Genomic DNA, 25,527 nt, shown 5'->3' with positions numbered 1-25,527 from the left:
AGCCGGAACGATGGGTGTGGTTGTCCAGAACATCGAGCGCGCCGAGCAATCCGTCATCGACAGGCTGGCAGCCTGCGGTGTTGCGACGGTGCACGAAGCGCAGGGTCGCAAGGGGCTGCTCGCAAGTTATATGCGGCCGATCTATCGCGGGGCGCGGCTGGCGGCGAGTGCGGTCACCATTTCAGCCCCTCCGGGCGACAACTGGATGCTGCATGTGGCGATCGAGCAGATCAAGCCGGGCGACATCCTGCTGCTCGCACCCACCAGCCCCTGCGAAGACGGCTATTTCGGTGACCTGCTCGCGACCTCCGCGATGGCACGCGGCTGCAAGGGGCTGATCATCGATGCCGGTGTGCGTGATGTCGCCGACCTCACCGAGATGCAGTTTCCGGTCTGGTCCAAGGCGGTGTTCGCACAGGGTACCGTGAAGGAGACGCTGGGATCGGTCAATGTCCCGGTGGTCTGCGCCGGCGCCTATGTGCGTCCGGGCGACGTCATCGTCGCCGATGACGATGGTGTCTGCGTCGTGTTGCGTGAAGAAGCGGCAGAGGTGGCCAAGAAAGCCGAGGCGCGTGTCGCGGCCGAAGAAGGAAAGCGCAAGCGTCTTGCCGCTGGTGAACTCGGTCTCGACATCTACGACATGCGGGGCAGACTGGCCGAAAAGGGCCTGAAATATTATCTGACCGTCGAGCGGTCTGGGAGGCGGCTATGAACGCAAGTGAGAACGGCGTCCGCTGCATGTGGATGCGCGGCGGCACGTCCAAGGGCGGATATTTCCTGGCCGAAGACCTGCCGGCGGATCGTGACGGTTTTCTTCTGCGCGCCATGGGGTCGCCCGACAGCCGCCAGATCGACGGCATGGGCGGCGCCAATCCGCTCACCTCGAAGGTTGCCGTCGTCAGGAAGTCGGAGCGCGAGGGCGTCGACGTCGATTACCTGTTCCTGCAGGTCTTCGTCGACCAGCCGATTGTCACCGACGCCCAGAACTGCGGCAACATCCTCGCCGGTATCGGGCCGTTTGCGATCGAACGCGGGCTGGTGCCGGTGAAGGGCGAGAAGACCGAAGTCTCGATCTACATGGAAAACACCGGCCAGATTGCCATTGCGACGGTCGAGACGCCCGGCGGCAAGGTCACGTATAAGGGTGATGCGCGTATCGACGGCGTACCTGGCACCTCGGCACCGGTGCCGATCGTGTTTGCCGATACGGCCGGATCTTCCTGCGGCGCGCTGCTGCCGACCGGCAATGCCGTGGACGAGATCGAAGGCGTGGCCTGCACGCTGATCGACAACGGCATGCCCTGTGTGGTGATGCGCGCCGATGCGCTTGGCATTCGCGGCGACGAAAAGCCGAAGGATCTTGAGGCTAACCAGGAACTGAGGGCAAAGCTCGAAGCGATCCGGCTGAAGGCCGGCCCGATGATGAACCTCGGCGACGTCTCGAAAAAGTCCGTTCCCAAGATGACGATGGTATCCGCGGCGACCGGTGGCGGTGCAATCTCGACCCGCACCTTCATTCCCCATACCTGCCACGATGCGATCGGCGTCCTCGGCGCTGTCAGCGTGGCCACGGCCTGCCTGCTGCCCGAGGGGCCGGCGAGCGAGCTGGCGGCGATTCCCGAAGGAGATGAAAAGCTGCTGTCGATCGAGCATCCAACCGGCGAGATGAGCGTCATCGCGACGATGAAGGATGGCGAGGTCCACCGGGCGGCGGTGCTGCGGACGGCGCGCAAGCTTTTCGACGGGATGGTATTTGGCGACTGAGGTGCCGACGATGAAGATCGCATTCTTGGGCTTCGGCGAAGCCGCCCGCGCATTCCATGATACCCTGGCGCCGGTGCTCCAGACCGGAGAATTTCGCGCTTATGACCGGCTGCTCGATGATGAGCAGTCTTTCGGTGGCATGCAGCAGGCGATACAGTCGCGTAACGTTTCTGTCGCCCGGTCTGCCGCCGAACTTGCCGATGCGGAATGGATCTTCAGCGCAGTGACGGCCGACCAGAGCTTGGAGGCGGCGCAGTCGATCCTGCCTGCCATCGGCCAGGGTGCGCTCTTCATCGACATCAACTCCGTGTCGCCGGATCGAAAGCGGGAAACGGCAGAGTTGATCGAGGGCGCTGGCGCAGATTATCTCGACATGGCGGTCATGGCGCCGGTCCACCCCAAGGGTCACGCAACGCCGGTGCTGATCGCCGGCAGTGTGGCGGAAACACTGGTCGGGCGGCTGCGGGAACTGGGCTTTGATGCCAACGTAGCAGGCGCGAAAGTCGGCTCCGCAACGGCGATCAAGATGGTGCGCTCGGTGTTCGTGAAGGGCCTGGAAGCGATCACGGTTGAAGCTCTGCTCGCTGCAGAAGCATCAGGCTGTTTCGAGGAGATCTTGGCGTCGCTGTCGAAAAGCTTTCCCGGCCTGGAGTGGTCGAAGTTCCCGAACTATCAGTTCGAACGCACCACGCGCCATGGCCGCCGCCGGGCCGCCGAAATGCGCGAAAGCGGTGCGACGCTCGATGCACTTGGCCTGAACGGCGGGATCGCGCGAGAAACCGCAGCCATTCAGGACGCGATGGCGGCAAGCGGTGTCGTTGACGGCGAGGATCTGCACGAGACGGTGGTGCGCGTGCTGGCTGCGCGCCTCAAAGGCTGAGACACCCTCTTCGGCGGCATGTATACACGGCCCTTGGCGAGTCTTTCAGAACCCGCTAAGCTTTCTTCCGATCGGGCGGCAGCGCGCCGGCTTTGCATAGGTGCAGATGTGGAAGAGCCTTCAAGAAATACCCACACGATGCGTGCGCTGATGGAGCTGCGCAAGCGGATCCTGAGCGGTGATTATCCCGGCGGGACGCGCCTGTTCGAGGTGCCGCTTGCCGAAACGCTGCAGATTTCCCGCACGCCGGTGCGTGAGGTGATGTCGCGCCTTGCCGAGGAAGGCCTGCTGGACCGGCTCGCCAATGGCGGCTTCGTGGTGCGCAGCTTCACCTATGCCGATGCCGTTGATGCCATCGAACTGCGCGGCGTTCTGGAAGGCACGGCGGCACGGCTCGCCGCCGAACGTGGCGTGTCGCAGGCTGGGCTCGACCAGTTGCGGGAGCTTCTGGCGCGGCTTGAAGATTGCTTCGGCAGCAGTTCGGATGATGTGGATCTCGAAGCGTATTCCGAAGCCAATGCCCGCTTCCATGCCACGCTCGTGGAAATGTCCGGGAGCACGGTTATCCAGCGCGAAGTGGACCGCGCGACGCGCCTGCCATTTGCCTCGCCGTCGGCCTTCCTGTCGGGGAGTACGCAGGTTGCAGCCTTCCGGCAATCGCTGCATATCGCCCAGGACCAGCACCGCAACCTGCTCGCCGCCGTTGCGAGCCGCGAAGGGGCTCGCGCCGAGTTTATTGCGCGGGAGCACGCCCGCATCGCTCGCAAGAACCTGGAATATGCCGTATATGAAGATCCGGAACTGATGCTGACGCTGCCGGGCCTCGTGCTTCTCAATTCCTGAGTCGGACTTCAATAGGTCCCGCATCTCCGGGCACGGCCGCCGGCCACGATGCGCTGGCTGATTCTTTTCCCTTGAATTTGGCAATGGATGACGTCATGTATACATCCACTCGCGAACCAAGGGAGGATTTCCGTGACCCAAGCCAATCTTACGCAAGTTTTGAAGGATGCAGGCAACACTGTTGAGCACCTGCGCAACTCCAAGACCGGCATCTATGTATACCCTGTCGTCGCTCCGGAATTTTCGAACTGGCGTTCGGAACAGGCTGCCTGGCGTGAAGGCGCCGTGCTTTTCGACCAGTCCCACCACATGGATGAACTGGTTGTCGAAGGCCCGGATGCGGCCAAGTTCCTCGAGAGCCTCGCGATCAACAGCTTTGCCAACTTTGGCACGAACCGCGCCAAGCATTATGTGCCGGTAACGCCGGCCGGCTACGTCATCGGCGACATGATCATCTTCCGCGAAACCGAAGAGAAGTTCGTTCTCGTTGGCCGCGCGCCGACTGCTAACTGGCTGCTCTACAATGCCTCGCTCGGCAAGCATAACGTCAAGCTGACGCACGACCCGCGCTCGCCGTCGCGCCCTGATGGCAAGCTCGTTACCCGTATCCACTACCGTTTCCAGATCCAGGGCCCGGACGCCCCGAAGGTCTTCGAAAAGATGAACGGTGGTCCGATCCCGGAAATCAAGTTCTTCCACGTTGACTGGATCAATGTCGGCGGTCGCAAGGTCCAGGCTCTGCGGCACGGCATGGCCGGTGCTCCGGGTCTTGAAATCTGGGGTCCGTATGCTGAAAAGGACGAAGTCCGCGACGCCATCATGAAGGCTGCGGAAGAGGCAGGCGTTGATCTGCGTCCGGTCGGTAGCCGTGCATACGCCACCAACACGCTGGAGTCCGGCTGGATCCCGTCGCCGCTCCCGGCGATCTACACGGGCGACGAACTGCAGGGTTATCGCGACTGGCTCTCCGCCCAGAGCTACGAAGCTTCGGGTTCGATCGGCGGCAGCTTCGTGTCCGACAACATCGAAGACTATTATCTCAACCCCTACGAGCTGGGCTACGGCGTTTACGTCAAGTTCGACCACGACTTTGTCGGTCGCGCTGCCGTTGAGAAGCAGAAGGAAACCCCGCAGCGCCGCAAGGTCACTTTCGAGTGGAACTCTGACGATGTCGTCAAGGTCATCGCTTCGGCCTTCCAGCCGGGCGAGCAGGCCAAGAAGTGGATCGACTTCCCGCTTTCCAACTACGCGTCTTCGAGCTTCGACAAGGTGCTGAAGGATGGCAAGGTCGTCGGCCTCTCGATGTTCAACGGCTACAGCTACAACGAGCGCTCCATGCTGTCGCTCGGCGTTGTTGATGCCGACATCAAGGAAAACGACGTCCTGACGCTCGTCTGGGGCGAGCCGGATGGTGGCACCTCCAAGACCTCGGTCGAGCAGGGCCACGGCCAGGCCGAGATCCGCGTTCGCGTTGCCGCCGTGCCTTACGCACAGGAAGCTCGTGAAAATTACGCCGAAAGCTGGCGCACGAAGAAGGCCCTCTAAGGCCAAGGCGTGCGAGACATCACTGTCTCGCACGCCTTTCGTCCACGTGACGGAGAGGTTTTCATTGGCTGAGCGGGGGGAGGATCAACAATGGCACTTATGAATTTGTTCAAGGGCAAGCCGGACGAAGCGCCGGTCGAGTCCACCCGCTTCAGGGACCTCATCGACGGTTATTCGATCGAGGTTATGCCGCGCACCGCGGCCAAGATCGAGGACTTCAAGACGCTCCTGCCGAAGGGCACCCGCGTCTATGTCGCCCATATCGAGGGCACGCCGATCGAGGAGATGGTGGCGACGGCCAAGCGCCTGACCGATGATGGTTTCCCCGTCATGCCGCATTTCCCGGCCCGCATCATTCCGAGCCTCGCCGTTCTGGAAGACTGGATCAAGCGCTACCATAATGAGGCGGGCGTCGAGCAGGCGCTGCTGCTGGGTGGCGGTGTTTCGACCCCTGCTGGCGAGCTCGACAGCTCAATGCAGATGATCGAGTCCGGCCTGTTCGACCGGTACGGCTTCAAGCGCCTTCATGTCGCTGGCCATCCTGAAGGCAACAAGGATATCGACAAAGACGGCGGCTACCGCATCGTCGATGAGGCGCTCAAGTTCAAGCAGGCTTTTTCCGAAAGCAGCGATGCCGAAATGGCGATTGTCACCCAGTTCGCCTTCGATGCCAAGCCCGTCATTGCCTGGGCCGAGCGCATTGCCGCAGCCGGCGTCAAGCTGCCGATCCATCTTGGTATCGCCGGCCCCACCAAGCTGCAGACGCTGATCAAGTTTGCGATCTCCTGCGGTGTTGGACCGTCCATCGCGGTTCTCCAGAAGCGCGCCATGGACCTGAGCAAGCTACTCGTCCCTTATGAACCGGCGGAAGTCCTCGAGGATATCGCGGATTACAAGGCAGCCCATCCGGAAAGCCTGATCCAGCAGATCCATGTCTTCCCGCTCGGCGGCATTCGCACCAGCGCCGAATGGATGAACGCGCGGCTTCCTGAAAGACAGGCCGCGACGGCCTGAGGCTGGGTTCGGAGAAGTCTTAAACGCCGCCGCTGGCATCCTGCTGGCGGCGTTTTCGCGTCGTCACCTCGAGATGCGGTCAATATAACGTATTGCCGAACGGGTGACGATGTCGTGCCCGTCCGCCCTGACATTCTGGTGCGAGAAGGCGCCATAGATCCGCTCGAACGGCCAGTGCGCAAGACGCTCGGCCACATCGGCCACTTCCTGTGCACTGAGCGGAATCATGTTGGGATAACTCCACATGAAGGAAACCTGGTCGGCACCTGGCGTCACCTGCACGATGTCACCCGCCAGCAGCACGCCCTTGTCATCCTCGCCCGTCCAGTGCAGCACTGTGCCGCCGGCAAAATGGCCACCGCCGTGAACCAGCGTCACCGTGGACGAAAGAGCGAGCGCATCCTCGTCCCAGAAGCGGATGTGGTCGGACGGACGACAGACCCATTCCCGGTCTGCCGCATGAAGATAGATCGGCGCATCGAAGGCTGCCGCCCAATCCTGCATCACCGTATAATAATGCGGATGCGAGATCGCGATGGCGCTTAATCCACCGAGCCCTTCCACCAGCGCCTTCGTCGCGTCATCGAGGAGCGCGAGGCAATCCCAGAGCACGTTGCCGTTCGCGGTTTTCAGGAGCAGCGCTCGCTGGTTGATCGCGAAGGCTGGCACTGTCTGGAGCGACAACAGCCCCGGCTCAAGCTGTCGCCATGTGTTGGTGTGAGAGGCGGCGAGCTTCTGCGGTGTTGTCCAGCCTTGGCCGGACGGCGGGACATATTGCCGTTCGTCCTGGCAGATGCGGCAGCCGTCCGGCGCCGGTTCGCCACCTTCATATGACGTGCCGCAGGCGGTGCAGATAAAGATCGTCATGAACCCTCCGGTATGCGCAAGTCCTGGCCAAAGCTGCAGCAAATAAGCGAGAAGCGCAAAGGGTAGTTCCGATCCAGCGCAGCGTCGCGTGGCATTTGGCGCTCGATCTTCACCATTCTCAAAGCCATGCCGCCTATGATGGGCTTCGTCTCCAAGCCGAGGACAAGCGGATGACGAACACGAAGCCCCCGCGCCTGCTCAACCTGGACCTTTTGCGCCTCGCTTCGGCGTTGATGGTCCTGCTGTTCCACTACGGTTTCAGGATGGAGCGAAGCGGCGAGGGCGGCGGCATCGGCTTTCCGGAATTCGCCCCCTTGGCCCAATGGTTCGATGCGGGACTGCTCATCTTCTTTGCCATATCGGGCTACGTCATCACCATGTCGGCGGAAGGGCGGTCCGCTTTTAACTTTGCAGTTGGACGCTTCGCGCGGCTCTGGCCGACATTCGTCGTATGCGCGACGATTACGGCCGTCATCCTGTCCGTTATGCCGGTGCCGGGGCTCGAACCGCCGACGATCAGGCAGTGGCTTGCGCATGCGGTCATCATCTCGCGCGGGTTGGGCCAGCCCTTCCTCGACGGCGCCTACTGGACCATCGCCTACGAGATCATCTTTTATGGATGGATCTTCCTGTTGCTCGCCTCCGGCCTCCTCCGTCGGCATTGGCGGCAGGTGGTGCTCGCCTGGTTGCTCGTTTCCGCGACTAACGAGCTGTTCCTCGGCAGCGGCGCCATCCAGAAACTGCTGATCACCGAATATTCCGGCTATTTTGCCTTCGGCCTCGTGCTCTACAAGACCCAACGCGACTGGTCCGCACGGAACCTCGTGCTTCTGTTCGCTGCCGCCTGCTGGGCGACGATGGCGCCATTCCTGACGGAGCCGGACTTCATCGAGATGTATGGGCTCCATCGAAGCATTGAAGGGCTCTCGCTGCTGGGGCCGCTCTCGCTTGGGCTTGTTGCTGTCTGTGCCACCATGCCGTCGGTACCGATGCGCCCTGCGCTCGCCATTGCGCTCGGCGGGCTCACCTATCCGCTGTACCTGCTGCACCAGAATATCGGTTATGCTGTCTTCGCGAGGTTCGGCACGGTCGAAAATCGTTGGCTGCTCGCGCTCGCCCTCCTCGCGGCGTTGCTTGCCGTCTCCTTTGCATTGGCGCGTTGGCTGGAGCCGTGGGCCCGGCGCAGCATCCTCAATGTTGCCGCCCAACTGAAACCTGGCATGGCCAGGTTCAGGCAGCAGCGGGCGTAGAACTACACCCTCCCAGCCTTACTGATCGTTTGCGCACAGAACCTGTTCGTCCTTTCGCATGGACCGAGCTTCTTCCTCGCCGTAATGTTCCGCCGCCGCCGGGGGAGCGGCAAGGAGGAGCAGTTTTATGAATCGCATGCAGGACAAGGTGGTGCTGGTGTTTGGCGCGGGCTCGGTGGGACCGGGTTTCGGCAATGGCAAGGCCGCCGCCGTTGCTTATGCCCGCGAGGGCGGAAAAGTTGTTTGTGTCGATGTTGATCTCGAGGCCGCAAAAAACACCGTCGAGGTGATCGAGTCCGAGGGCGGAACGGCACTCGCGCTGTCAGCTGATGTCACGCAGTCCACCCAGATTGCTTCGGTCGTGGAGCAGACGCTGAACCGCTTCGGCCGCATCGACGTGCTGCACAACAATGTCGGGATCAACCTGCCAGGCGGTGCGGCTGAGGCGACGGAGGAAAGCTGGCGCAAGGTCATGGATGTCAACCTGACCAGTGCGTTCCTCACCTGCAAGGCCGTGCTGCCGATCATGGAGCGCCAGGGCAACGGCGCAATCATCAATATCTCGTCGCTCGCTTCGATCCGCTGGACGGGTTATCCGTACGTTTCATATTATGCATCTAAGGCGGCGCTCAATCACTTTACGCGCGCAATTGCGGTGGAATATGCCGCCAAGGGGATCCGCGCCAACACCATCCTGCCGGGGCTCATGGATACGCCCCACATCCAGAAGCAGATCAGCGGTTATTACGGCTCGGCCGAGGAGATGAAGGCGAAGCGCGACGCCTTGTCGCCCATGAAGCGGCAGGGTGACGGCTGGGACATTGCCTGGGCTTCGGTTTTCCTGGCATCCGACCAGGCGAAATACATCACCGGTATCGAGCTTCCGATCGACGGCGGATTGCATATGACCGTCGCCGGGAGCCTCAACTGATGAACATCCTGGTGGTTCATCATATGGACCGCCAAAGACAAAAATGCGCGTTTTCGTGATTTAACGCTTGCGTCATGCTTCGGCGTCGAGCAGATTTCACGGGCTCGAACAACGGCTCTTGGGGGAGCTGCTGCGAATGGCTGGAGGAGCCGGACGCGGGGGAGAAGTTGGTCGCTGCCGTGGCGCTTTGAGCGTCGCCGCTCCAGACGATGGATCCTGTTGCTTCTCGGGCAGCGCGAGGTTTGCGCTTGATAGGGAGGATGGCAGGTGACGGCAACAGCCAACAGCACGATCGATCCGATGAACGAGGCAGCGATCCTGGCGGGGCTTGAGGGTATTGCGCCCCAGCAGACCGGCTCGCGCTGGATGCGCCCGATCGAAGCGGTTGCCGCCGCGCTTCTGGTCGCCATCATCGCGCTTCTCCTGACCGGCGTCATCTCCCGTTACGTTTTCTCGCTTCCGATCGTCTGGATCGATGAAGTCGCCTCGATTTCCTTCCTGTGGCTCGCCATGCTCGGTTCCGCTATGGCGGTGGACCGCAGCGAACACCTGCGGCTGACGCTTTTCGTCGGCATGCTGCCGTCGCGGGTCCAGGGGGTGGCGAACACGCTCGCCATGCTGCTGATGGCCGTGTTCCTCGGCGTGATGCTGCGCCCGGCCTATGAATACGCGATGGAAGAAGCCTTCATCACATCGGCGGCCCTGAACATCCCGATGAGCTATCGCGCGACCGCGCTGCCGGTCGGCATCGCGCTGATGCTGGTGCTTGCCGTGGTCAACGTCATCAAGGGCTCGAACTTCCGGCAGATCGCCATTTCGGTCGTCGCCACGGCCGTCGTGGTGGGCTTGTTGTGGTTCGTGGGTCCCAGCCTCAAGACCATCGGCAACTGGAACATTCCGATCTTCCTCGTTGGCTTCGTGGCGTTGTTCCTGGTGCTTGGCGTGCCGATCGCCTTCTGCTTCGGGCTTGGCACGCTGGCCTTCCTTACCTTCACCACCTCTGTCCCGGTCTTCGTCATGATCGGCCGCATGGACGAGGGCATGTCGAGCATCATCCTGCTTTCGGTGCCGATCTTCGTGCTGCTCGGCTGCGTGCTTGATGCGACGGGCATGGGTAAGGCGATCGTGGAGTTCCTGGCGTCGTTGCTCGGCCACGTCCGCGCGGGTATGTCTTATGTGCTGCTCGGCTCGCTTTTCCTCGTGTCGGGTATCTCCGGCTCCAAGGTGTCCGACATGGCGACCGTGGCGCCCGCGCTGTTTCCGGAAATGAAGCGCCGCGGGCACAAGCCGCCGGAAATGATCGCGCTTCTCGCAACCGGCGCTGCCATGGCCGAAACGGTCCCGCCGTCGATCGTGCTGATCGTGCTCGGCTCGGCAGCCGGTGTATCGATCGCGGGCCTGTTTACCTCCGGCTTTGCAATCGCCATGGTGTTGCTTCTGGTGCTGGCCGTGCTGGCACGCTGGAAGTCCCGCCACGAATCCATGGCGGGCGTGCGCCGTGCGCCGCTGTCGCTCATCAAGAAGGCCTTCCTAGTTGCCGCGCCGGCGCTGGTCCTGCCGTTCCTGATCCGCACCGCGGTCGGCGAGGGCATTGCCACGGCAACCGAGGTGTCGACGATTGCCGTGCTTTACGCGATGATCATCGGCGTCATCCTCTATGGTGGCATCAGCCGCGAGCGGCTTTACGGCATGCTGGTGGAAACGGCAGCGCTTTCCGGGGCCATCCTGATGATCCTCGGTGCGGCTTCGGCCATGGCCTGGGCGCTGACGCAGACCGGTTTTGCCTCGCAGATCGTCGCCGCGGTCCAGGATCTTCCGGGCGGCTGGCTCACCTTCATGGGCGTCACCATCCTCATCTTCATGGTGCTCGGCTGCGTGCTGGAGGGGCTGCCGGCAATCGTGCTGATGGCGCCGATCATGTTCCCTGTCGCCCGCTCGCTCGGCATCAACGACATCCACTATTCCATGGTGGTCGTAACGGCGATGAACATCGGCCTGATGGCCCCACCGATCGGCATCGGTTTCTATATCGCCTGCAAGATCGGCAATGTTTCGCCAGACGAGGCCATGAAGGCCATCTGGCCCTATATCGGCGCGCTGATGATCGGCCTTCTGGTGATCGCGGCTGTGCCCTTCTTCTCGACGGTTTTCCTGTGAAACCGTGAGACCATAAACCGGGAATAAAACTGGAGGAGGACTTTATGACCGTTAATCGCAGAACGCTTCTTTTGGGTGCCGCCACCACCGGCATTGCCACCACATTTTCCATTCGCACGCGCCCGGCCAATGCGGCCGAATTCACCTACAAGTTTGCCAATAACCAGGCGCTGTCGCACCCGATGAACGTGCGCGCCAAGGAAGCTGTCGCCAAGATCCAGGAGGAGAGCGGCGGCCGTATGGCGATCAACATCTTCCCCTCCAGCCAGCTTGGCGCCGATACGGACATGCTGAACCAGATCCGCTCCGGCGGCGTCGAAATGTTCAGCCTGTCGCCGATCATCCTGTCGACCTTCGTTCCGAATGCTTCGCTCAATGGCGTCGGTTTTGCCTTCCCGAGCTATGACAAGGTCTGGCCGGCCATGGACGGCGACCTCGGCAAGTATGTGCGCGGCGAGATCGAGAAGAAGGGCCTGCTGACGCTCGACAAGATCTGGGACAACGGCTTCCGCCAGATCACGTCGTCCAAGGGTCCGATCGAAACGCCGAAGGACCTCGAAGGCTTCAAGATCCGCGTTCCGGTGAGCCCGCTCTGGACCTCCATGTTCACCGCCTTCGGCTCGGCACCGGCATCGATCAACTTCGCCGAAACCTACACGGCGCTGCAGACCGGTATCGTTGACGGCCAGGAAAACCCGCTTGCCATCCTCACCACCGCGAAGCTCTACGAAGTGCAGAAGTTCGTCTCGATGACGAACCATATGTGGGACGGCTTCTGGATCCTCCTGAACCGCCGCGCATGGCAGGCGCTGCCGGAAGACCTTCAGGAAATCGTCTCCAAGCACTTCAACGCCGCAGCCGAACTGCAGCGCAAGGACGTGATGGACCTCAACACGACGGTCCAGGCGGAGCTGGAAGGCAAGGGCATGACCTTCAACAAGCCGGACGGCGCGCTCTTCCAGGAAAAGCTGAAGGAAGCCAACTTCTACAAGGACTGGAAGGCCAAGTATGGCGACGAGGCCTGGGAAATCCTCGAAAACGCCGTCGGAACGAAGCTCGGCTAAGCCAGGCGGGATAGGCGGACGTGCCTGTGGAGCAGATGATCGCAAACCTGGCTGATCTTCGGATCGGTGGCACGTCCGGCTCGGGCGCGCAGGCGGTGGAAAGGGCCTTGCAGCTTCTTTCCATCGTCGGGCGTCGTGCCGAGCATGGGGTCGCATTGAGTGAAGTGGTCGCCGAAAGTGGCCTCAACAAACCGACGACGCGGCGGCTCCTGATGGCGCTGATGCGCTCGCGACTGGTTGAACAAGACGAAGTGACGCGCCGTTATTACCTTGGCGGCGAACTGTATGTGCTCGGCGTGCTGGCAGCCCGCCGCCACGGACTTCTGGAGATGGCTGCAGACAGCCTGAAGAGGTTGTCTGCGCTGTCTGCCGACACCAGCTTTGTATCGATGCGGCGCGATGACTACGCCGTTTGTCTGCATCGCGAGGAAGGAACGCACCCGGTGCGTACCCACGCTCTTCTGACCGGCGACCAGAATCCGCTCGGCGTCGGGGCGGGCTCGCTCGCCATGCTGGCGGCGCTACCGGACGAGGAAGTGGAAGCGATCCTGGCGCGCATCGAAGGCGTCCTTGCCTCCCAATACCCGGGCTATACGCCCGATATCGTGCGCGAAGATGTCGCCCGGACGCGCGCAACAGGTTACGCGATCAATCCGGGGCGGGTCATTTCGAGCTCCTGGGGCATCGGGATGGCGATCCTGCTTCCCGACGGTCGGCTCGCCGGGGCACTATCGATCGCGGCGATCGATAGCCGCATGGGCGAGGCGCGGCAAAAGGAACTCGCGGGCCTGCTCCAGGCGGAAGTCGAGCGGGTCCAGACGAAAATGCGGGCGCTGTTTACGGTTCGCGACCCCGTGCCACGCAGCAAGCCCGCCGGCGCACGTCGCAGGGCGCTTCAACCAGTTTAAGGCAAAGGAGAAGATCATGTCAGGTGCAGAGATTGTCGGCTGGGCCCATTCCAAGTTCGGGAAATCCGAGGCAGGCTCGACGCGTGAGCTGATGGCGGAAGTGATCAATCCGGCGCTCGAACATGCAGGCGTCACCGCGAAGGATGTCGATGGTATCTTTGTCGGCGTCTTCAACAACGGTTTTTCCAAGCAGGATTTCCAGGGTGCGCTTGCGGCCATGGCGGCCGATGGTCTCGACCATGTCCCGGCGGTCCGCATGGAAAATGCATGCGCAACGGGTTCTGCCGCGCTGTATTCCGCGCTTGACTTCATCGCCTCCGGCCGCGGCAAGATTGCGCTCGTTGTTGGCGCCGAAAAGATGACGGCGCTGCCGACCAAGGAGACCGGAGACATCCTGCTTTCAGCCTCCTACCGTGAGGAGGAAGCCGATGTCGAAGGCGGTTTTGCAGGCCTCTTCGGCCGTATCGCCAGCCACTACTTCCAGCGTTATGGCGACCGTTCGGAAGAGCTTGCGATGATCGCCGCCAAGAACCACTCGAACGGCATGAAGAACCCTTATGCCCACATGCAGAAGGATTTCGGCTTCGAATTCTGCAACACGGTATCCGAGAAGAACCCTTATGTCGCGGCGCCGCTTCGGCGCACGGATTGCTCGCTGGTGTCGGATGGTGCGGCAGCGCTTGTCATCGCGGCTCCTGATGTCGCCGCCAACATGAAGCGGGCGGTGGCCTTCAAGGCGCGCAACCACGTCAACGACATCCTCGCCATGTCGCGCCGCGACCCGATCGCTTTCGAGGGCGCCCGGCGTGCCTGGCAGAAGTCGCTCGGCGACGCCGGTATCACGCTCGACGACCTGAGCTTCGTCGAAACGCATGACTGCTTCACGATTGCCGAGCTCATCGAATACGAGGCGATGGGCCTCGCCGAGCCGGGCAAGGGCTATCGCGTCATCCGTGAAGGCATTACCCGCAAGGATGGCCGTCTGCCGGTCAATCCATCTGGCGGATTGAAATCCAAGGGTCATCCGATCGGTGCGACAGGGGTTTCCATGCACGTCATGGCCGCCATGCAGCTTTGCGGTGAAGCGGGCGACATGCAGGTCCCGAATGCCACCATGGCTGGCGTCTTCAACATGGGCGGGGCTGCGGTCGCCAACTACGTGTCGATCCTGGAGCGCACGAAATGAATGCGATCACCTCGGTGGCGGTCGACGGAAAAAGCGATCCGGCGGGTGGGGTAAGCCCGCGCTCGACGCGGGTCATGAACCTCGCCCGTTTCGTGACGCAGGCGACCCGTCGCGAGCCGGAGGGCATCGCACTGGTCTGGGCCGACAAGACCTGGACCTGGGCGGAATTCGAAGCCCGCATCGACTCCATGGCGGCCGCATTGCAGCAACGTTTCGGCGTCGGCAAGGGTGACCGCGTCCTGGTTCAGTCGCAGAACTGCAACCAGATGTTTGAGTCCATGTTCGCCTGCTTCCGCATCGGTGCGGTCTGGGTGCCGACCAACTTCCGGCAGACGCCCGACGAGGTTGCCTATCTGGCGAAGGCGAGCGGCGCGACCGGCATGATCTGCAACGCCTCGTTTCCGGACCATGCGCGGGTGGCGCGGGAGCACAACCCGGAGATCGGCTTCGTCATTGCCATCGGGACTGCCGGGTTCGGCCCGTCCTATGACGAGATCGTCACCGAGTTTTCCGGCAAGAAGCCGGGCGAGGCGGCCGTTGATCGTGATGATCCATGCTGGTTCTTCTTCACCTCCGGCACCACGGGGCGCCCGAAGGCGGCTGTGCTGACCCACGGGCAGATGGCATTTGTGGTCAACAACCACCTCTGCGACCTGATGCCGGGCGTCACCTCCGCCGATGCGGCTCTGGTTGTCGCACCGCTTTCGCATGGCGCGGGCGTCCATCAACTGACGCAGGTTGCGCATGGGGTGAAGACCATCCTTCTGCCGACCGAAAAATTCGATATCGATGTCGCCTGGGGGCTGGTCGAGAAGTGGCGCGTTTCCACCATGTTCACCGTGCCGACCATCCTCAAGCTGATGGTCGAGCATCCGGCGGCCGAAAAGCACGACCATTCCTCGCTGCGCTACGTCATCTATGCCGGCGCGCCGATGTATCGCGAGGACCAGAAGCGGGCGCTGAAGACGCTTGGGCCGGTCATCGTCCAGTATTTCGGCCTCGGCGAAGTCACAGGCGCGATCACCGTCCTGCCGCCGGCACTGCATTCGGCCGAAGATGGAGAGCATGCGCGGATCGGCACCTGCGGCATCGAGCGGACCGGCATGCAGGTCTCCATCCAGAACGACAGGGGCGAAGAAGTCGCGCCGTTCGAAACCGGTGAAATCTGCTGCATCGGCCCGGCTGTCTTTGCCGGCTACTACGACAACCCTGAGGCCAACGAGAAGGCCTTCCGCAATGGCTGGTTCCGCACCGGCGATCTTGGCCATGTGGACGAGCAGGGCTTCCTCTACATCACCGGTCGGGCGTCGGATATGTATATCTCCGGCGGCTCGAACGTTTATCCGCGCGAGATCGAGGAAAAGCTGCTCACCCACCCGGCCATCAGCGAAGTGGCGGTTCTCGGCGTGCCGGATCCCCTGTGGGGCGAGGTCGGTTACGCGGTTTGCGTGGCAAAACCCGGCGTGTCGGTCACGGAGGCGGAGATGTTTGCCTTCATCGACGGCAAGATGTCCCGCTACAAGGTGCCGAAACGCTTCATCTTCTGGGATGCCCTGCCGAAATCGGCCTATGGCAAGATCACCAAGAAGATGATCCGCGAAGAGTTGCAGGCGCGCGGCGAGCTGGATTCAAAGCCGGCTAAAAACGCCAAGCCTGCGCTGCGCCAGCTCAAGCATCCGGGGCCAGTCGCGCCGCTCCGGTACGAGGCGGTACGCGCGGAGATGAGACTACTCGAGGGCGTACTCCAGCCCGGCGAGATTCTCCTTGATGGCATCACGCGCGTGTTTTCCGAAGCCGGCTGCAAGGGCGGTTTCGTGGAAATTGAAGGTGGCGCCTGCGTTCCGTTCCGCTACGTCCTGCCGGCCTTCTCGCCGGATTCGGATCATGCGGCCTGGTACAGCGAAACCTTCGCACCCGCTGCCGGCGGCAAATTCCAGCGCGCGACCGCGATCTTTGGTGAACGGGACGGCAAGCCGTTCCTGCATTGCCACGGCATCTGGGACACGGGCGAGGGTGCCTTGCGCATGGGCCATGTGCTGCCGTTCGACAGTGTCGTCAGCCAGCCGATTGCGGTGCACGGTTATGGCAGCGCCACGGCGACCTTCGACTCCATTCCGGATCCCGAAACCAACTTCACGCTGTTTTCCGCCACGGGTGAAAGCGGCGCCGGCAATGGGATCCTGCTGCGCATCCGGCCGAACGAGGATGTCGCGACTGTAATCGAGACTGTCTGTGCCGCGCATGGCATCACCGACGCCCGTATCTTCGGGATCGGCAGCATCAACGAGCCGGCCTTTGAGGATGGTCGTCGCGTGGTCTGTCTCGCCACGGAAATCGCGATCGAAAACGGCCGGCTGGAGAAGGCGGCGGACGGTCTGCGCGCCACGCTCGATGCAGCAGTCGTTGACACCGATGGCGCCATCTACCACGGCCGGCTGGTGCGCGGTGATAATCCGGTGGGCGTCACTTTCGAGCTCGTCATCGTCGAAGGGGAGAAAAGCTAAGGCATGCGGAGCGTCCTTGTTACCGGAGCAGGTTCCGGGATCGGCCTGTCGACCACCGAGCTGCTGATCAGGGAAGGCTGGCATGTCGTCGCGGTGGATCGGGATGCCTCAGCGCTTGAACGGTTGTCGCGGAAGCTGGCTGGCGCAAGCCTCACTACGCTCACCCTCGATGTCACGGACGAGGCAGCCATTGGCGATGTCGCCGCCCGCTGCCGCAGCTTGCCGAACCCGCTCACGGCGTTGGTCAACAGCGCCGGCGTCGGCTCCAATGTGCGGTTCGCGGATACGACAACCCAACAGTTCCGGCGCATCTACGAGATCAACGTCATCGGCGCCTTTGCCTTGAGCCAGGCGCTGGCGCCGGTGATCCGGGACAATGGCGGCGGCTCGATCGTCAACATCGCTTCCGTTTCGGGGATCAAGGGCAATTTCGGCCGCTCCGCCTACGGTGCCTCGAAAGGCGCGGTCATCACGCTGACGAAGATCATGGCGGTCGAGCTTGCCGACGACCGCATCCGCGTCAATGCGGTCGCGCCGGGACCGATCGAAACGCCGATGGTGGTGGAAACGCATACCGCCGTCACCCGCGAGGAATGGCATCGCACGGTGCCCATGCGGCGTTACGGCCAGCCGGAGGAAATTGCCTCCGCCATATCCTTCCTCGTTGATGAAGAACGGTCCTCTTACATCACCGGCCAGGTGCTGGCGGTGGATGGCGGCTTCACCGCAGCCGGCATCATGGCCTGATCGGTTCTTAATTGGCGTTATGAGCAATCGTCACGGGACGGGCCGCGGCTTTCCCCTCGAGCTTCATTGACAAGCATCCGGCAGCGGCGGAAAATCCCCTGGCTCGACGTCAGCCAGGGGGATCTTCATGTCTAGGCGCGCGTTCTTCGGCTTCATCGCTGCTCTTTCATCCGTTTTCGTCGCCCAGGCGCCGCTTGTGACGCCGGCCGGGGCGGCCGAACGGCGTATCGAAACGGCGGCGGATCGCGATTACCCCGGCTTTGATCTGAGGACCGTCAAGAATATCAGTCAGCCGCAGTGCGAGGCTGCCTGCATCGGCGACAACAGCTGCAAGGCCTTCACCTACAACGTGAAGGCCAAGTGGTGTTTCCTCAAGTCCGACCACGGGCAGATGAACGTCTTTGCCGGCGCCGTTGCGGGCAAGATCGTGGAAGTTGCGAGCGAGCCGGATATTGGCGCGCCACCCCGGCTCTCCTTCCTTTCAGACGACCTCACGCAGCAGGCACGTGAGCAGAAGGATGGCCTGACGCTCGGCGACAATCAGCAGGGTTACGGCATCGAGAACCTGAAGGCGATCGCCCAAAGCGAGCTTTTGAAGGGCAACGTCGATACCGCCATCTACAACTTCAAGGGCGCGCTGTCGCTGACGCCGGACGATGGCGATCTGTGGATCGAGATGGCGCGGGCGGCAGGCACGGCCAACAGTAATTCCTCGGCCGATGCGGAAGGCACGCTCGCGGCGATCAACGGCTACCTGTTGTCCCGCACCACGCAAAGGCGCGCTGATGCGCTGGCCATTCTCGCGGCCGCGCTCGCAAAGCAACAGAACTACCGCCCGGCGCTCAACGCGTACAAGGCGAGCCTCGCACTCGTCAGCGCCCGCACGGTGCAGGCGGCGTATAACGACCTCAACCAGCGTTTCGGCTTCCGTGTCACCGGCAACACCGTCAACAATGACAGCGCCAACCCGCGTGTCTGCGTGCAGTTCTCCGAGCCGCTGGTGAAGGCGGGTGTGGATTACGCGCCCTTCGTTGTTCTGGACGGGCAGGCGCCGAAGGCACTCGAAGCCAAGGACAACCAGATCTGCGTCGAAGGCCTCGCGCATGGCCAGCGTTACAAGCTCTCGCTGCGCCGCGGCCTGCCATCCTCGGTCGATGAACCGCTCGCCGCCCAGGTGGATCTCGACATCTATGTCCGGGACCGCTCGCCGATGGTGCGCTTCACGGGTGACAGTTTCGTCCTGCCATCGACCGCGCGCCGCGGCATCCCGATCGTGTCCGTCAACACCGAAAGGGCAGAGCTCAAGCTCTACCGCGTCGGCGATCGCAATATCCCGTCCATCCTCGCTGGCTCCCAGTTCCTGAGCCAGATCGATAGCTACAATGCCACCCAGATCGAGGAAACCAATGGCGAGCTGGTCTGGCAGGGTTCGATTGACCTTGCTCGCGACATCAACAAGGAGGTGGTGACCAGCTTCCCGATTGATGAGGCGCTGCCGACCCGAAAGCCCGGCGTTTATGTCCTCACCGCTGCGGCATCCAATGCCGTAAGCCAGGAGTGGGAAAACAAGGCCACCCAGTGGTTTGTTGTTTCCGATATCGGCCTCTCCACCTATGCCGGCACGGATGGTTTGCATGTCTTTGCCCGCTCCCTCGGCAGCGCCAGGCCGCTGGCAGGTGTCGACCTGCAACTGCTTGCCAAGAACAACGAAATTCTCGGCACGGCGAAGACCGATCGCGATGGCCGCGCCGTCTTCACCGCAGGCTTGATGCGTGGAACGGCGGGCATGGTACCGGCGGTGCTGACCGCACAGCTGTCCGGCCAGTATTATGTCTTCCTCGACATGACCCGTGCGGGTTTCGACCTGTCGGATCGTGGCGTGACGGGACGTCCGGCCCCCGGGGCGATCGACCTCCTGCCCTGGACGGAGCGCGGTATCTACCGACCGGGCGAAACCGTTCACGCCATGGCGCTTGCCCGCAATATCGATGCCACCGCAATCGAGAACCTGCCGCTAACCTTCGTTTTCCTGCGGCCGGATGGCGTGGAAGACCGGCGCATGGTGAGCAACGGTGCGCTTGGCGGTTACGCGCTGGACCTGCCGCTGCAGCAGACCGCGATGCGCGGCACCTGGACGATGCAGATCTTTACGGATCCGAAGGGTTCGGCGATAGGCGAGAAAAGCTTTCTGGTCGATGACTTCGTGCCGGACCGCATCGAGTTCGACATGGAAAGCCCGGCGAAGGAACTCGTCGTGGCTGAAGCGGCGCCGGTCAATATCGACGGGCGGTTCCTGTATGGCGCACCGGCTGCGGGGCTGAAGCTCGAAGGCGAGATCGCGCTCAAGGCGACGCGCGAAAACGCTGCCTTCCCCGGCTACCAGTTCGGCCTGGCTGACGAGGAAGAAACGGAGACGACGCGAATCCCGCTCGACATGCTGGAGCCGACCGACGACGACGGCAAGGGGAGCTTCGATGCGCTTGTGACCGAAGTGCCATCCACCACCCGGCTCATCAATGCCGATATCGTGGTGCGGATGCAGGAAGCGGGCGGACGCGCCGTGGAGCGGACCATCACCCTTCCGGTGAAGGCGGACGAGGCACGGCTTGGGATCAAGCCGGAATTTTCCGGCGACCTTCCAGAAAACGCGGTTGCGAACTTCACTGTGATCGCGCTGGATGCGGACGGCCGCAAGCAGGACATGCGTGGCCTCAGCTGGAAACTCATCAAGGTCGAGCGCGATTACCAATGGTACCGCGAGGGTTCGTCCTGGCGGTATGAACCGGTCAACCGCACCAGCCAGGTGGCTGACGGCACGGTCGACGTGACTGCTGCCGATGGCGGCAAGGTATCCGTTCCCGTTGCCTGGGGGCGTTACCGGCTGGAGATCGAAACGGCAGATGTTGGCGGCCCGGTGAGCAGCGCAGAGTTCCAGGCCGGATGGTTTGTTACCGCAAGCTCGACCGAAACGCCTGATGCGCTCGAAATCGCCCTCGACAAGCAAAGCTACAAGATCGGCGACACGGCCAAGCTCAAGATCTCGTCGCGTTATGCCGGCGAACTGATGGTCACGGCCGGATCGGAAAACCTGATCGCCGTGCAGAATGCCAGCATTGATGCCGATGGGGGCGAGGTGAGCATTCCGGTGACGGCAGATTTTGGCGCCGGCTCCTACATCACCGCGACGCTTTATCGGCCGGGCGAGGCGCAGCAAAGCCGCATGCCGATGCGGGCGATCGGCATCACCTGGTTGAAGGTGGATCCGGAAAACCGTGATCTGCAGGTGTCGATTACCGCGCCGGACCAGACCCAGCCGCGCCAGGCGCTCGACATTTCGCTCGATGTCGCCGGTGCCGGCGCCAATGAGGACGCTTATGTCACGGTCGCGGCAGTCGATGTCGGTATCTTGAACCTGACGCGTTACCAGCCGCCGGCGCCCGACGACTGGTATTTCGGCCAGCGGCGCCTGGGGCTCGAGATCCGCGACATCTACGGCCGGCTGATCGATGGTTCGCTCGGTGCCATGGGGCGTCTGCGAACCGGTGGTGACGGCGGCAGCATGGCCTTGCAGGCCAGCCCGCCAAAGGAAAAGCTTGTGGCTTTCTTCTACGGACCGGTGAAGCTCGACGGTGAAGGCAAGGCCAAGGTCTCCTTCGATATCCCGCAATTCAACGGCACGGCCCGCGTCATGGCGGTCGCCTGGTCGAAAACCGGGGTCGGGCATGGCGTGAAGGACGTGGTGATCCGCGATCCGATCGTGGTCACTGCCAGCCTGCCGCGTTTCCTTGCTCCCGGAGACGAAGCAAACCTCCGGCTCGATATTGCCAACACCGATGCGCCCGCCGGTGACTACCAGCTCAAAGTGATGACCACAGAGCCGGTCTCGGTGGGTCGCGGCACGCTCAGGACCGTGAAGCTTGCCGAAGGCGGCAAGGCCAGCGTCACGCTTCCGCTGTCTGGCGTAAAGGCGGGCGACGGATCGGTCTATATCAGCCTGCAGAACGTTTCCGGCGTGTCGGTCTACCAGCAACTCGACATACCCGTGCGGCCGGCTGCCATGCCCGTCACCGAACGGCGGCTGGTGGAGCTGCGGCCGGGGGCCAGCGTGACGGTGGATGCCAATCTGCTGGCCGACAGCATGCTTCCCGGTGCGTCCGTCAGCGTCAATGTCAGCCGCTCCACCGCCTTCGACATCCCGGCGCTCCTCATGAGCCTCGACCGCTATCCCTACGGCTGCGCCGAGCAGACGACGAGCCGGGCGCTGCCCTTGCTCTATCTCAGCGAACTGGCGGTACAGAATGGTCTTGCCGATGACGGTGAGGTGAAGAAGCGCGTCCAGGATGCGATCTACCGCGTCTTGTCCTTCCAGTCCTCGTCCGGCAGTTTCGGCCTCTGGGCACCGGGCGGTGGTGACCTGTGGCTTGATGCCTATGTCACCGATTTCCTGTCGCGTGCGCGCGAGCAGGGTTACGTGGTGCCTGAACAGGCGCTGGTGCAGGCGCTGGAAAGCCTGCAGAACTCGCTGAGCTTCACCACCAATGTTAAGGATCAGGGCAACGAGATCGCCTATGCGCTTTATGTCCTGGCCCGCAACCGCAAGGCCGCGATCAGCGACCTGCGTTATTACGCGGACACGATGCTCGGCGACTTCCCGACGCCGCTTTCCAAGGCCCATCTGGCCGCAGCGATGGCGCTCTACGGTGATGCACAGCGGTCGCGCAACATCTTCGCGGCTTCGCTGCAGATGTCTGAAAACGCCTTGCTGCAGAAGGTGAGCCTTGTCCGCTCCGACTACGGCTCGTCACTGCGTGACGGGGCGGCGGTGCTGGCGCTTGCGGCAGAAAGCAAGCCCGTGCCGCCCATCGTGCCGGCGCTTGCCGATATCGTCGCCAAGGAATGGGCGGCGAAGAAATACACGAGCACCCAGGAGCAGACATGGATGCTGCTCGCGGCCCGTTCCCTGCAGAACGGCGACGAGAACCTGAGGCTCAACGTCAATGGTGCCAGCCACACCGGCGCGCTGATGTCGCAGATCTCCGGCGACGCGCTGATGAACAACCCTGTGACCATCCGCAACGACAGCAGTGAGCCTTTGTCCGCAGCCATTACCACGGTTGCCGCACCGGCCCAGCCGCTCCAGGCGGGCGGCGATGGGTTCGGCATCACCCGGACCTATTACAGCATGAACGGCGAAGAGGTGAGCGTCAGCGAGGTGCAGCAGAACGAGCGTTATGTCGTGGTACTCACGATCAATGAAACGAATGACTGGCCGTCGCGGATCGTCGTGACCGACCTGCTTCCGGCCGGCTTCGAGATCGACAACCCGGGTATCGTCAACAGCGCGGGCCTCCAGAACTTCGACTGGATCGAGGAGGTCACGCCGGCGCATCTGGAGTTCCGCAACGACCGCTTTGTTGCCGCCTTCAACCGCAATGCCGGCGACAACCGCGAGATCTCCCTGGCCTACGTCGTTCGCGCCGTAACACCGGGCGTCTACGATCATCCGGCGGCGCAGGTCGAGGACATGTATCGCCCGCAGCTTGCGGCCCGCACCGCAGCCGGCAAGATGGAGGTTGTCGCCGCGCAATAAGCGGCGGCATTGGCCCATGAAGCGTCGGTGGAAACTCTCGATCGGGCTTGGCGCCTGCCTCCTCGCGGCGGCGGTACTGCTTGCGGGTCTTGATGCCGCGGACAAGGCCTTTCCACCGCCGCTCGACGGTGCCAAGGTGGTTTCGGCTGAGGTGCTCGACCGCGACGGCGAGCTTTTGCGGGCCTTCGCCACGCCGGAGGGGCGCTGGCGCTTGAGGACACGGCCGGAGGATGTCGACCTGCGCTTCCTCAAGATGCTCGTCGCCTACGAGGACCAGCGTTTCCACGACCATGCCGGCGTTGACCTTTGGGCGATCGGGCGGGCGGTCTTGCAGCTTGTGACCCACGGCAGGATCGTTTCCGGTGCCTCGACGCTGTCGATGCAGGTGGCGCGGTTGATCGAGCCGCGCGAGACCCGCTCGTTTTCCGCCAAGCTTCTCCAGTTCGTCCGCGCGATCCAGATCGAACGGCGACTGAGCAAGGGGGAGATCCTTGAGCTTTACCTGACGCGAGCCCCTTATGGCGGCAACCTTGAAGGCGTACGCGCGGCGAGCCTGGCATATTTCGGGAAGGAGCCGAGGCGGCTGAGCGTGGCAGAGGCGGCGCTCCTGGTTGCCTTGCCGCAATCGCCGGAAGGGCGGAGGCCGGACCGGCACCGGCAGGCGGCACAAGCGGCGCGTGAACGTGTGCTGCAGCGCGCGGCGGTGGCGGCAATTACCGGCGAGGGCGAGGCAGAACGGGCGGCCGGTGACCCGATCCCGGCCAAACGTTTGCAGCTTCCGGCTTATGCGGCCCATCTTGCCGAGGTGGCAATCCGCAGGCAGCCGAAGGCGGAGGCACATCATACGACGCTGAAGCGGAGCATCCAGAGCGGGCTGGAGCAGGTGGCGCGCGAAGCCGCCGCCAAGCTTGCACCAAAAGTGTCGCTGGCGATGGTGATGGCGGACGCAACGACCGGCGAGATTGTCGGAGAGGTCGGGTCGGCGGACTATTTCGACGCCAGCCGTTCCGGCTGGATCGACATGACGCGGGTGCTGCGCTCGCCGGGCTCGACGCTGAAGCCTTTCATCTACGGGCTTGCCTTCGAGCAGGGGTTGGTCAGCCAGGAGACGATCATCGAGGACCGGGCTGCCGATTTCTTCGGCTACCGGCCGAAAAATTTCGACATGACCTACCAGGGCGATGTCAGCGTGCGGCAGGCGCTGCAGCTGTCGCTCAATGTGCCGGCGGTGCGGCTGCTTGATGCCGTCGGGCCATCACGGCTGATGGTTCGGTTTCGCCGGGCCGAGATCAAGCCGGTGCTGCCGCCGAACGAGGCGCCGGGACTGGCGATCGGGCTCGGCGGTGTTGGCATCAGCCTGAAGGACCTGGTTCAGGCCTATGCAGCGCTTGCCAATCGCGGCAGCCCCGTGAAGCTCGGAAATGGGGTGGAGGACCAGCCGGGCCTGATTGAAGCGGGTCCGCTGCTGGAGCCTGTAGCCGCCTGGAACATCGCAGACATCCTTTCGGACATCATCCCGCCACAGGGGTCGCGGCGGCTCGGCATCGCCTACAAGACCGGCACGAGCTACGGTTATCGAGACGCCTGGTCGGTGGGTTATGACGGGCGCCATGTGCTGGGCGTCTGGGTCGGGCGGCCCGACAATGGCGCGGTGCCGGGTATTGCGGGCTACCAGACGGCGGCACCGATCCTGTTTTCCGCCTTCGAGAAGTCTGGTGTGGCTGTTACGCCCTTTCCGCCGGCGCCGGCCGGCGCGATGCGGCTCGCGCAGGCGGATCTGCCCAATAGCCTCAGGCGATTTTCGGTAACGGCGAGCGGGCTGTTCTCGGCCTCGGCGCGTGAGCCTGCGCCGCAGATCATCTATCCCCCGGAAGGGGCACGGGTCGATCTCGGGGCGCGGTCGGGAGAAATGTCGCCGCTGGTGCTGAAGCTGCAGGGCGGTCGCGCGCCGTTCCGCTGGCTCGCCAATGGCAAGCCGTTGCAGGACCTTTCGCGCCGCCGCACCCATGACTGGACGCCGGATGGCGCGGGTTATTCAACGCTGACGGTGATCGATGCGGTTGGCCGGGCCGCGACGGTGCGGGTGTTCGTGGAGTAGGTTGACGCGGATTGCTGCTCGGCATTGCGCAATAACCGGTGTCGTGGAATAACCGGTGCTGGGAGCAGGCGCACTCGTCCCTTGGCGATCTCAAGAATTTTCAAAGAACCCTGGGCGAGGCCAGGTATCGGACGGGGCGCTGAAAGCTGCCTCGTAAGTTTTAGTTTATGTGACACCTC

General features: G+C 62.9%; 17 protein-coding genes and 1 pseudogene. 17 read left to right on the top strand and 1 reads right to left on the bottom strand.

Annotation, left to right across the window (positions count from 1 at the left end; all coding sequences use genetic code 11):
- Positions 1–10: 10 nt before the first annotated feature.
- The 6 genes from M0654_RS15725 (at position 11) to M0654_RS15700 (ending at position 6,046) form a co-directional block, all read left to right on the top strand.
- Complete coding sequence (locus M0654_RS15725) at positions 11–712, top strand: 4-carboxy-4-hydroxy-2-oxoadipate aldolase/oxaloacetate decarboxylase (protein WP_248683926.1); 702 nt, start codon at positions 11–13, stop codon at positions 710–712.
- Complete coding sequence (locus M0654_RS15720) at positions 709–1,764, top strand: 4-oxalomesaconate tautomerase (protein WP_248683925.1); 1,056 nt, start codon at positions 709–711, stop codon at positions 1,762–1,764. Before M0654_RS15725 ends, M0654_RS15720 begins: the two co-directional genes overlap by 4 nt.
- Positions 1,765–1,774: 10 nt before the next feature.
- Complete coding sequence (locus M0654_RS15715) at positions 1,775–2,644, top strand: NAD(P)-dependent oxidoreductase (protein ID WP_248683924.1); 870 nt, start codon at positions 1,775–1,777, stop codon at positions 2,642–2,644.
- A gap of 108 nt (positions 2,645–2,752) precedes the next feature.
- Positions 2,753–3,487 carry a GntR family transcriptional regulator gene (locus tag M0654_RS15710; protein ID WP_390920467.1) on the top strand — a complete coding sequence of 245 codons (735 nt, stop codon included), beginning with the start codon at positions 2,753–2,755 and terminating at the stop codon, positions 3,485–3,487.
- Between the two features lie 132 nt (positions 3,488–3,619).
- Entirely contained in the window at positions 3,620–5,032 is a 1,413-nt protein-coding gene (gene ligM / locus M0654_RS15705; RefSeq protein ID WP_118850999.1) for a vanillate/3-O-methylgallate O-demethylase, read from the top strand.
- A gap of 90 nt (positions 5,033–5,122) precedes the next feature.
- Positions 5,123–6,046 (top strand): methylenetetrahydrofolate reductase, encoded by a 924-nt coding sequence (locus M0654_RS15700; RefSeq protein WP_248683923.1) that lies wholly within the window; start codon positions 5,123–5,125, stop codon positions 6,044–6,046.
- 63 nt (positions 6,047–6,109) lie between these two features.
- Here M0654_RS15700 and M0654_RS15695 read toward each other — a convergent pair whose 3' ends face one another.
- Positions 6,110–6,913, bottom strand: coding sequence for an MBL fold metallo-hydrolase (locus M0654_RS15695; RefSeq protein ID WP_248683922.1), 804 nt, complete (start codon positions 6,911–6,913; stop codon positions 6,110–6,112).
- A 170-nt stretch (positions 6,914–7,083) separates the two neighbouring features.
- On the opposite strand from M0654_RS15695, the gene M0654_RS15690 reads away from it, so the two are divergent.
- From M0654_RS15690 to pbpC, 11 genes and pseudogenes are all read left to right on the top strand, one after another.
- A complete protein-coding gene (locus tag M0654_RS15690; RefSeq protein WP_248683921.1) occupies positions 7,084–8,163 on the top strand; it encodes an acyltransferase family protein in 1,080 nt (359 codons plus the stop codon).
- Between the two features lie 127 nt (positions 8,164–8,290).
- A complete protein-coding gene (locus tag M0654_RS15685; RefSeq protein ID WP_248683920.1) occupies positions 8,291–9,094 on the top strand; it encodes an SDR family NAD(P)-dependent oxidoreductase in 804 nt (267 codons plus the stop codon).
- 300 nt (positions 9,095–9,394) lie between these two features.
- Complete coding sequence (locus M0654_RS15680; protein ID WP_248683965.1) at positions 9,395–11,251, top strand: TRAP transporter large permease; 1,857 nt, start codon at positions 9,395–9,397, stop codon at positions 11,249–11,251.
- A 44-nt stretch (positions 11,252–11,295) separates the two neighbouring features.
- The gene (locus M0654_RS15675; RefSeq protein ID WP_248683919.1) at positions 11,296–12,315 is read left to right on the top strand and encodes a TRAP transporter substrate-binding protein; all 1,020 of its coding nucleotides are present in this window, start codon (positions 11,296–11,298) and stop codon (positions 12,313–12,315) included.
- A gap of 35 nt (positions 12,316–12,350) precedes the next feature.
- The gene (locus M0654_RS15670) at positions 12,351–13,223 is read left to right on the top strand and encodes an IclR family transcriptional regulator (RefSeq protein WP_248683964.1); all 873 of its coding nucleotides are present in this window, start codon (positions 12,351–12,353) and stop codon (positions 13,221–13,223) included.
- A 16-nt stretch (positions 13,224–13,239) separates the two neighbouring features.
- Positions 13,240–14,409 carry an acetyl-CoA acetyltransferase gene (locus M0654_RS15665; protein ID WP_248683918.1) on the top strand — a complete coding sequence of 390 codons (1,170 nt, stop codon included), beginning with the start codon at positions 13,240–13,242 and terminating at the stop codon, positions 14,407–14,409.
- Positions 14,406–16,040, top strand: a pseudogene (locus M0654_RS15660) (acyl-CoA synthetase); the annotation flags it as partial. The gene M0654_RS15665 and the pseudogene M0654_RS15660, both read left to right, overlap by 4 nt.
- Positions 16,041–16,130: 90 nt before the next feature.
- A complete protein-coding gene (locus M0654_RS22890; protein ID WP_313791086.1) occupies positions 16,131–16,913 on the top strand; it encodes a PCC domain-containing protein in 783 nt (260 codons plus the stop codon).
- 3 nt (positions 16,914–16,916) lie between these two features.
- Complete coding sequence (locus M0654_RS15650; protein WP_248683917.1) at positions 16,917–17,660, top strand: SDR family NAD(P)-dependent oxidoreductase; 744 nt, start codon at positions 16,917–16,919, stop codon at positions 17,658–17,660.
- A 127-nt stretch (positions 17,661–17,787) separates the two neighbouring features.
- Positions 17,788–23,250 carry an alpha-2-macroglobulin family protein gene (locus tag M0654_RS15645; protein WP_248683916.1) on the top strand — a complete coding sequence of 1,821 codons (5,463 nt, stop codon included), beginning with the start codon at positions 17,788–17,790 and terminating at the stop codon, positions 23,248–23,250.
- A gap of 16 nt (positions 23,251–23,266) precedes the next feature.
- Positions 23,267–25,348 carry a penicillin-binding protein 1C gene (pbpC, locus tag M0654_RS15640; RefSeq protein WP_248683915.1) on the top strand — a complete coding sequence of 694 codons (2,082 nt, stop codon included), beginning with the start codon at positions 23,267–23,269 and terminating at the stop codon, positions 25,346–25,348.
- The last annotated feature ends 179 nt before the right edge of the window (positions 25,349–25,527 follow it).

This window comes from Neorhizobium turbinariae (assembly GCF_023223505.1).
Classification (GTDB): Bacteria; Pseudomonadota; Alphaproteobacteria; order Rhizobiales; family Rhizobiaceae; genus Neorhizobium; species Neorhizobium turbinariae.
The sequence above is the reverse complement of the archived record's forward strand: the minus strand, read 5'-3'. Positions and strand labels throughout refer to the sequence as shown.

Bases quoted from the DNA above. Each gene is read 5' to 3' on its own strand.
- M0654_RS15645 (WP_248683916.1), top strand. From the start codon at position 17,788: ATGTCTAGGCGCGCGTTCTTCGGCTTCATCGCTGCTCTTTCATCCGTT.
- M0654_RS15720 (WP_248683925.1), top strand. From the start codon at position 709: ATGAACGCAAGTGAGAACGGCGTCCGCTGCATGTGGATGCGCGGCGGC.
- M0654_RS15650 (WP_248683917.1), top strand. From the start codon at position 16,917: ATGCGGAGCGTCCTTGTTACCGGAGCAGGTTCCGGGATCGGCCTGTCG.
- M0654_RS15715 (WP_248683924.1), top strand. From the start codon at position 1,775: ATGAAGATCGCATTCTTGGGCTTCGGCGAAGCCGCCCGCGCATTCCAT.
- M0654_RS22890 (WP_313791086.1), top strand. From the start codon at position 16,131: ATGAGACTACTCGAGGGCGTACTCCAGCCCGGCGAGATTCTCCTTGAT.
- M0654_RS15690 (WP_248683921.1), top strand. From the start codon at position 7,084: ATGACGAACACGAAGCCCCCGCGCCTGCTCAACCTGGACCTTTTGCGC.
- M0654_RS15665 (WP_248683918.1), top strand. From the start codon at position 13,240: ATGTCAGGTGCAGAGATTGTCGGCTGGGCCCATTCCAAGTTCGGGAAA.
- M0654_RS15700 (WP_248683923.1), top strand. From the start codon at position 5,123: ATGGCACTTATGAATTTGTTCAAGGGCAAGCCGGACGAAGCGCCGGTC.
- M0654_RS15685 (WP_248683920.1), top strand. From the start codon at position 8,291: ATGAATCGCATGCAGGACAAGGTGGTGCTGGTGTTTGGCGCGGGCTCG.
- M0654_RS15725 (WP_248683926.1), top strand. From the start codon at position 11: ATGGGTGTGGTTGTCCAGAACATCGAGCGCGCCGAGCAATCCGTCATC.
- M0654_RS15675 (WP_248683919.1), top strand. From the start codon at position 11,296: ATGACCGTTAATCGCAGAACGCTTCTTTTGGGTGCCGCCACCACCGGC.
- pbpC (WP_248683915.1), top strand. From the start codon at position 23,267: ATGAAGCGTCGGTGGAAACTCTCGATCGGGCTTGGCGCCTGCCTCCTC.
- M0654_RS15680 (WP_248683965.1), top strand. From the start codon at position 9,395: ATGAACGAGGCAGCGATCCTGGCGGGGCTTGAGGGTATTGCGCCCCAG.
- M0654_RS15695 (WP_248683922.1), bottom strand. From the start codon at position 6,913: ATGACGATCTTTATCTGCACCGCCTGCGGCACGTCATATGAAGGTGGC.
- M0654_RS15670 (WP_248683964.1), top strand. From the start codon at position 12,351: ATGATCGCAAACCTGGCTGATCTTCGGATCGGTGGCACGTCCGGCTCG.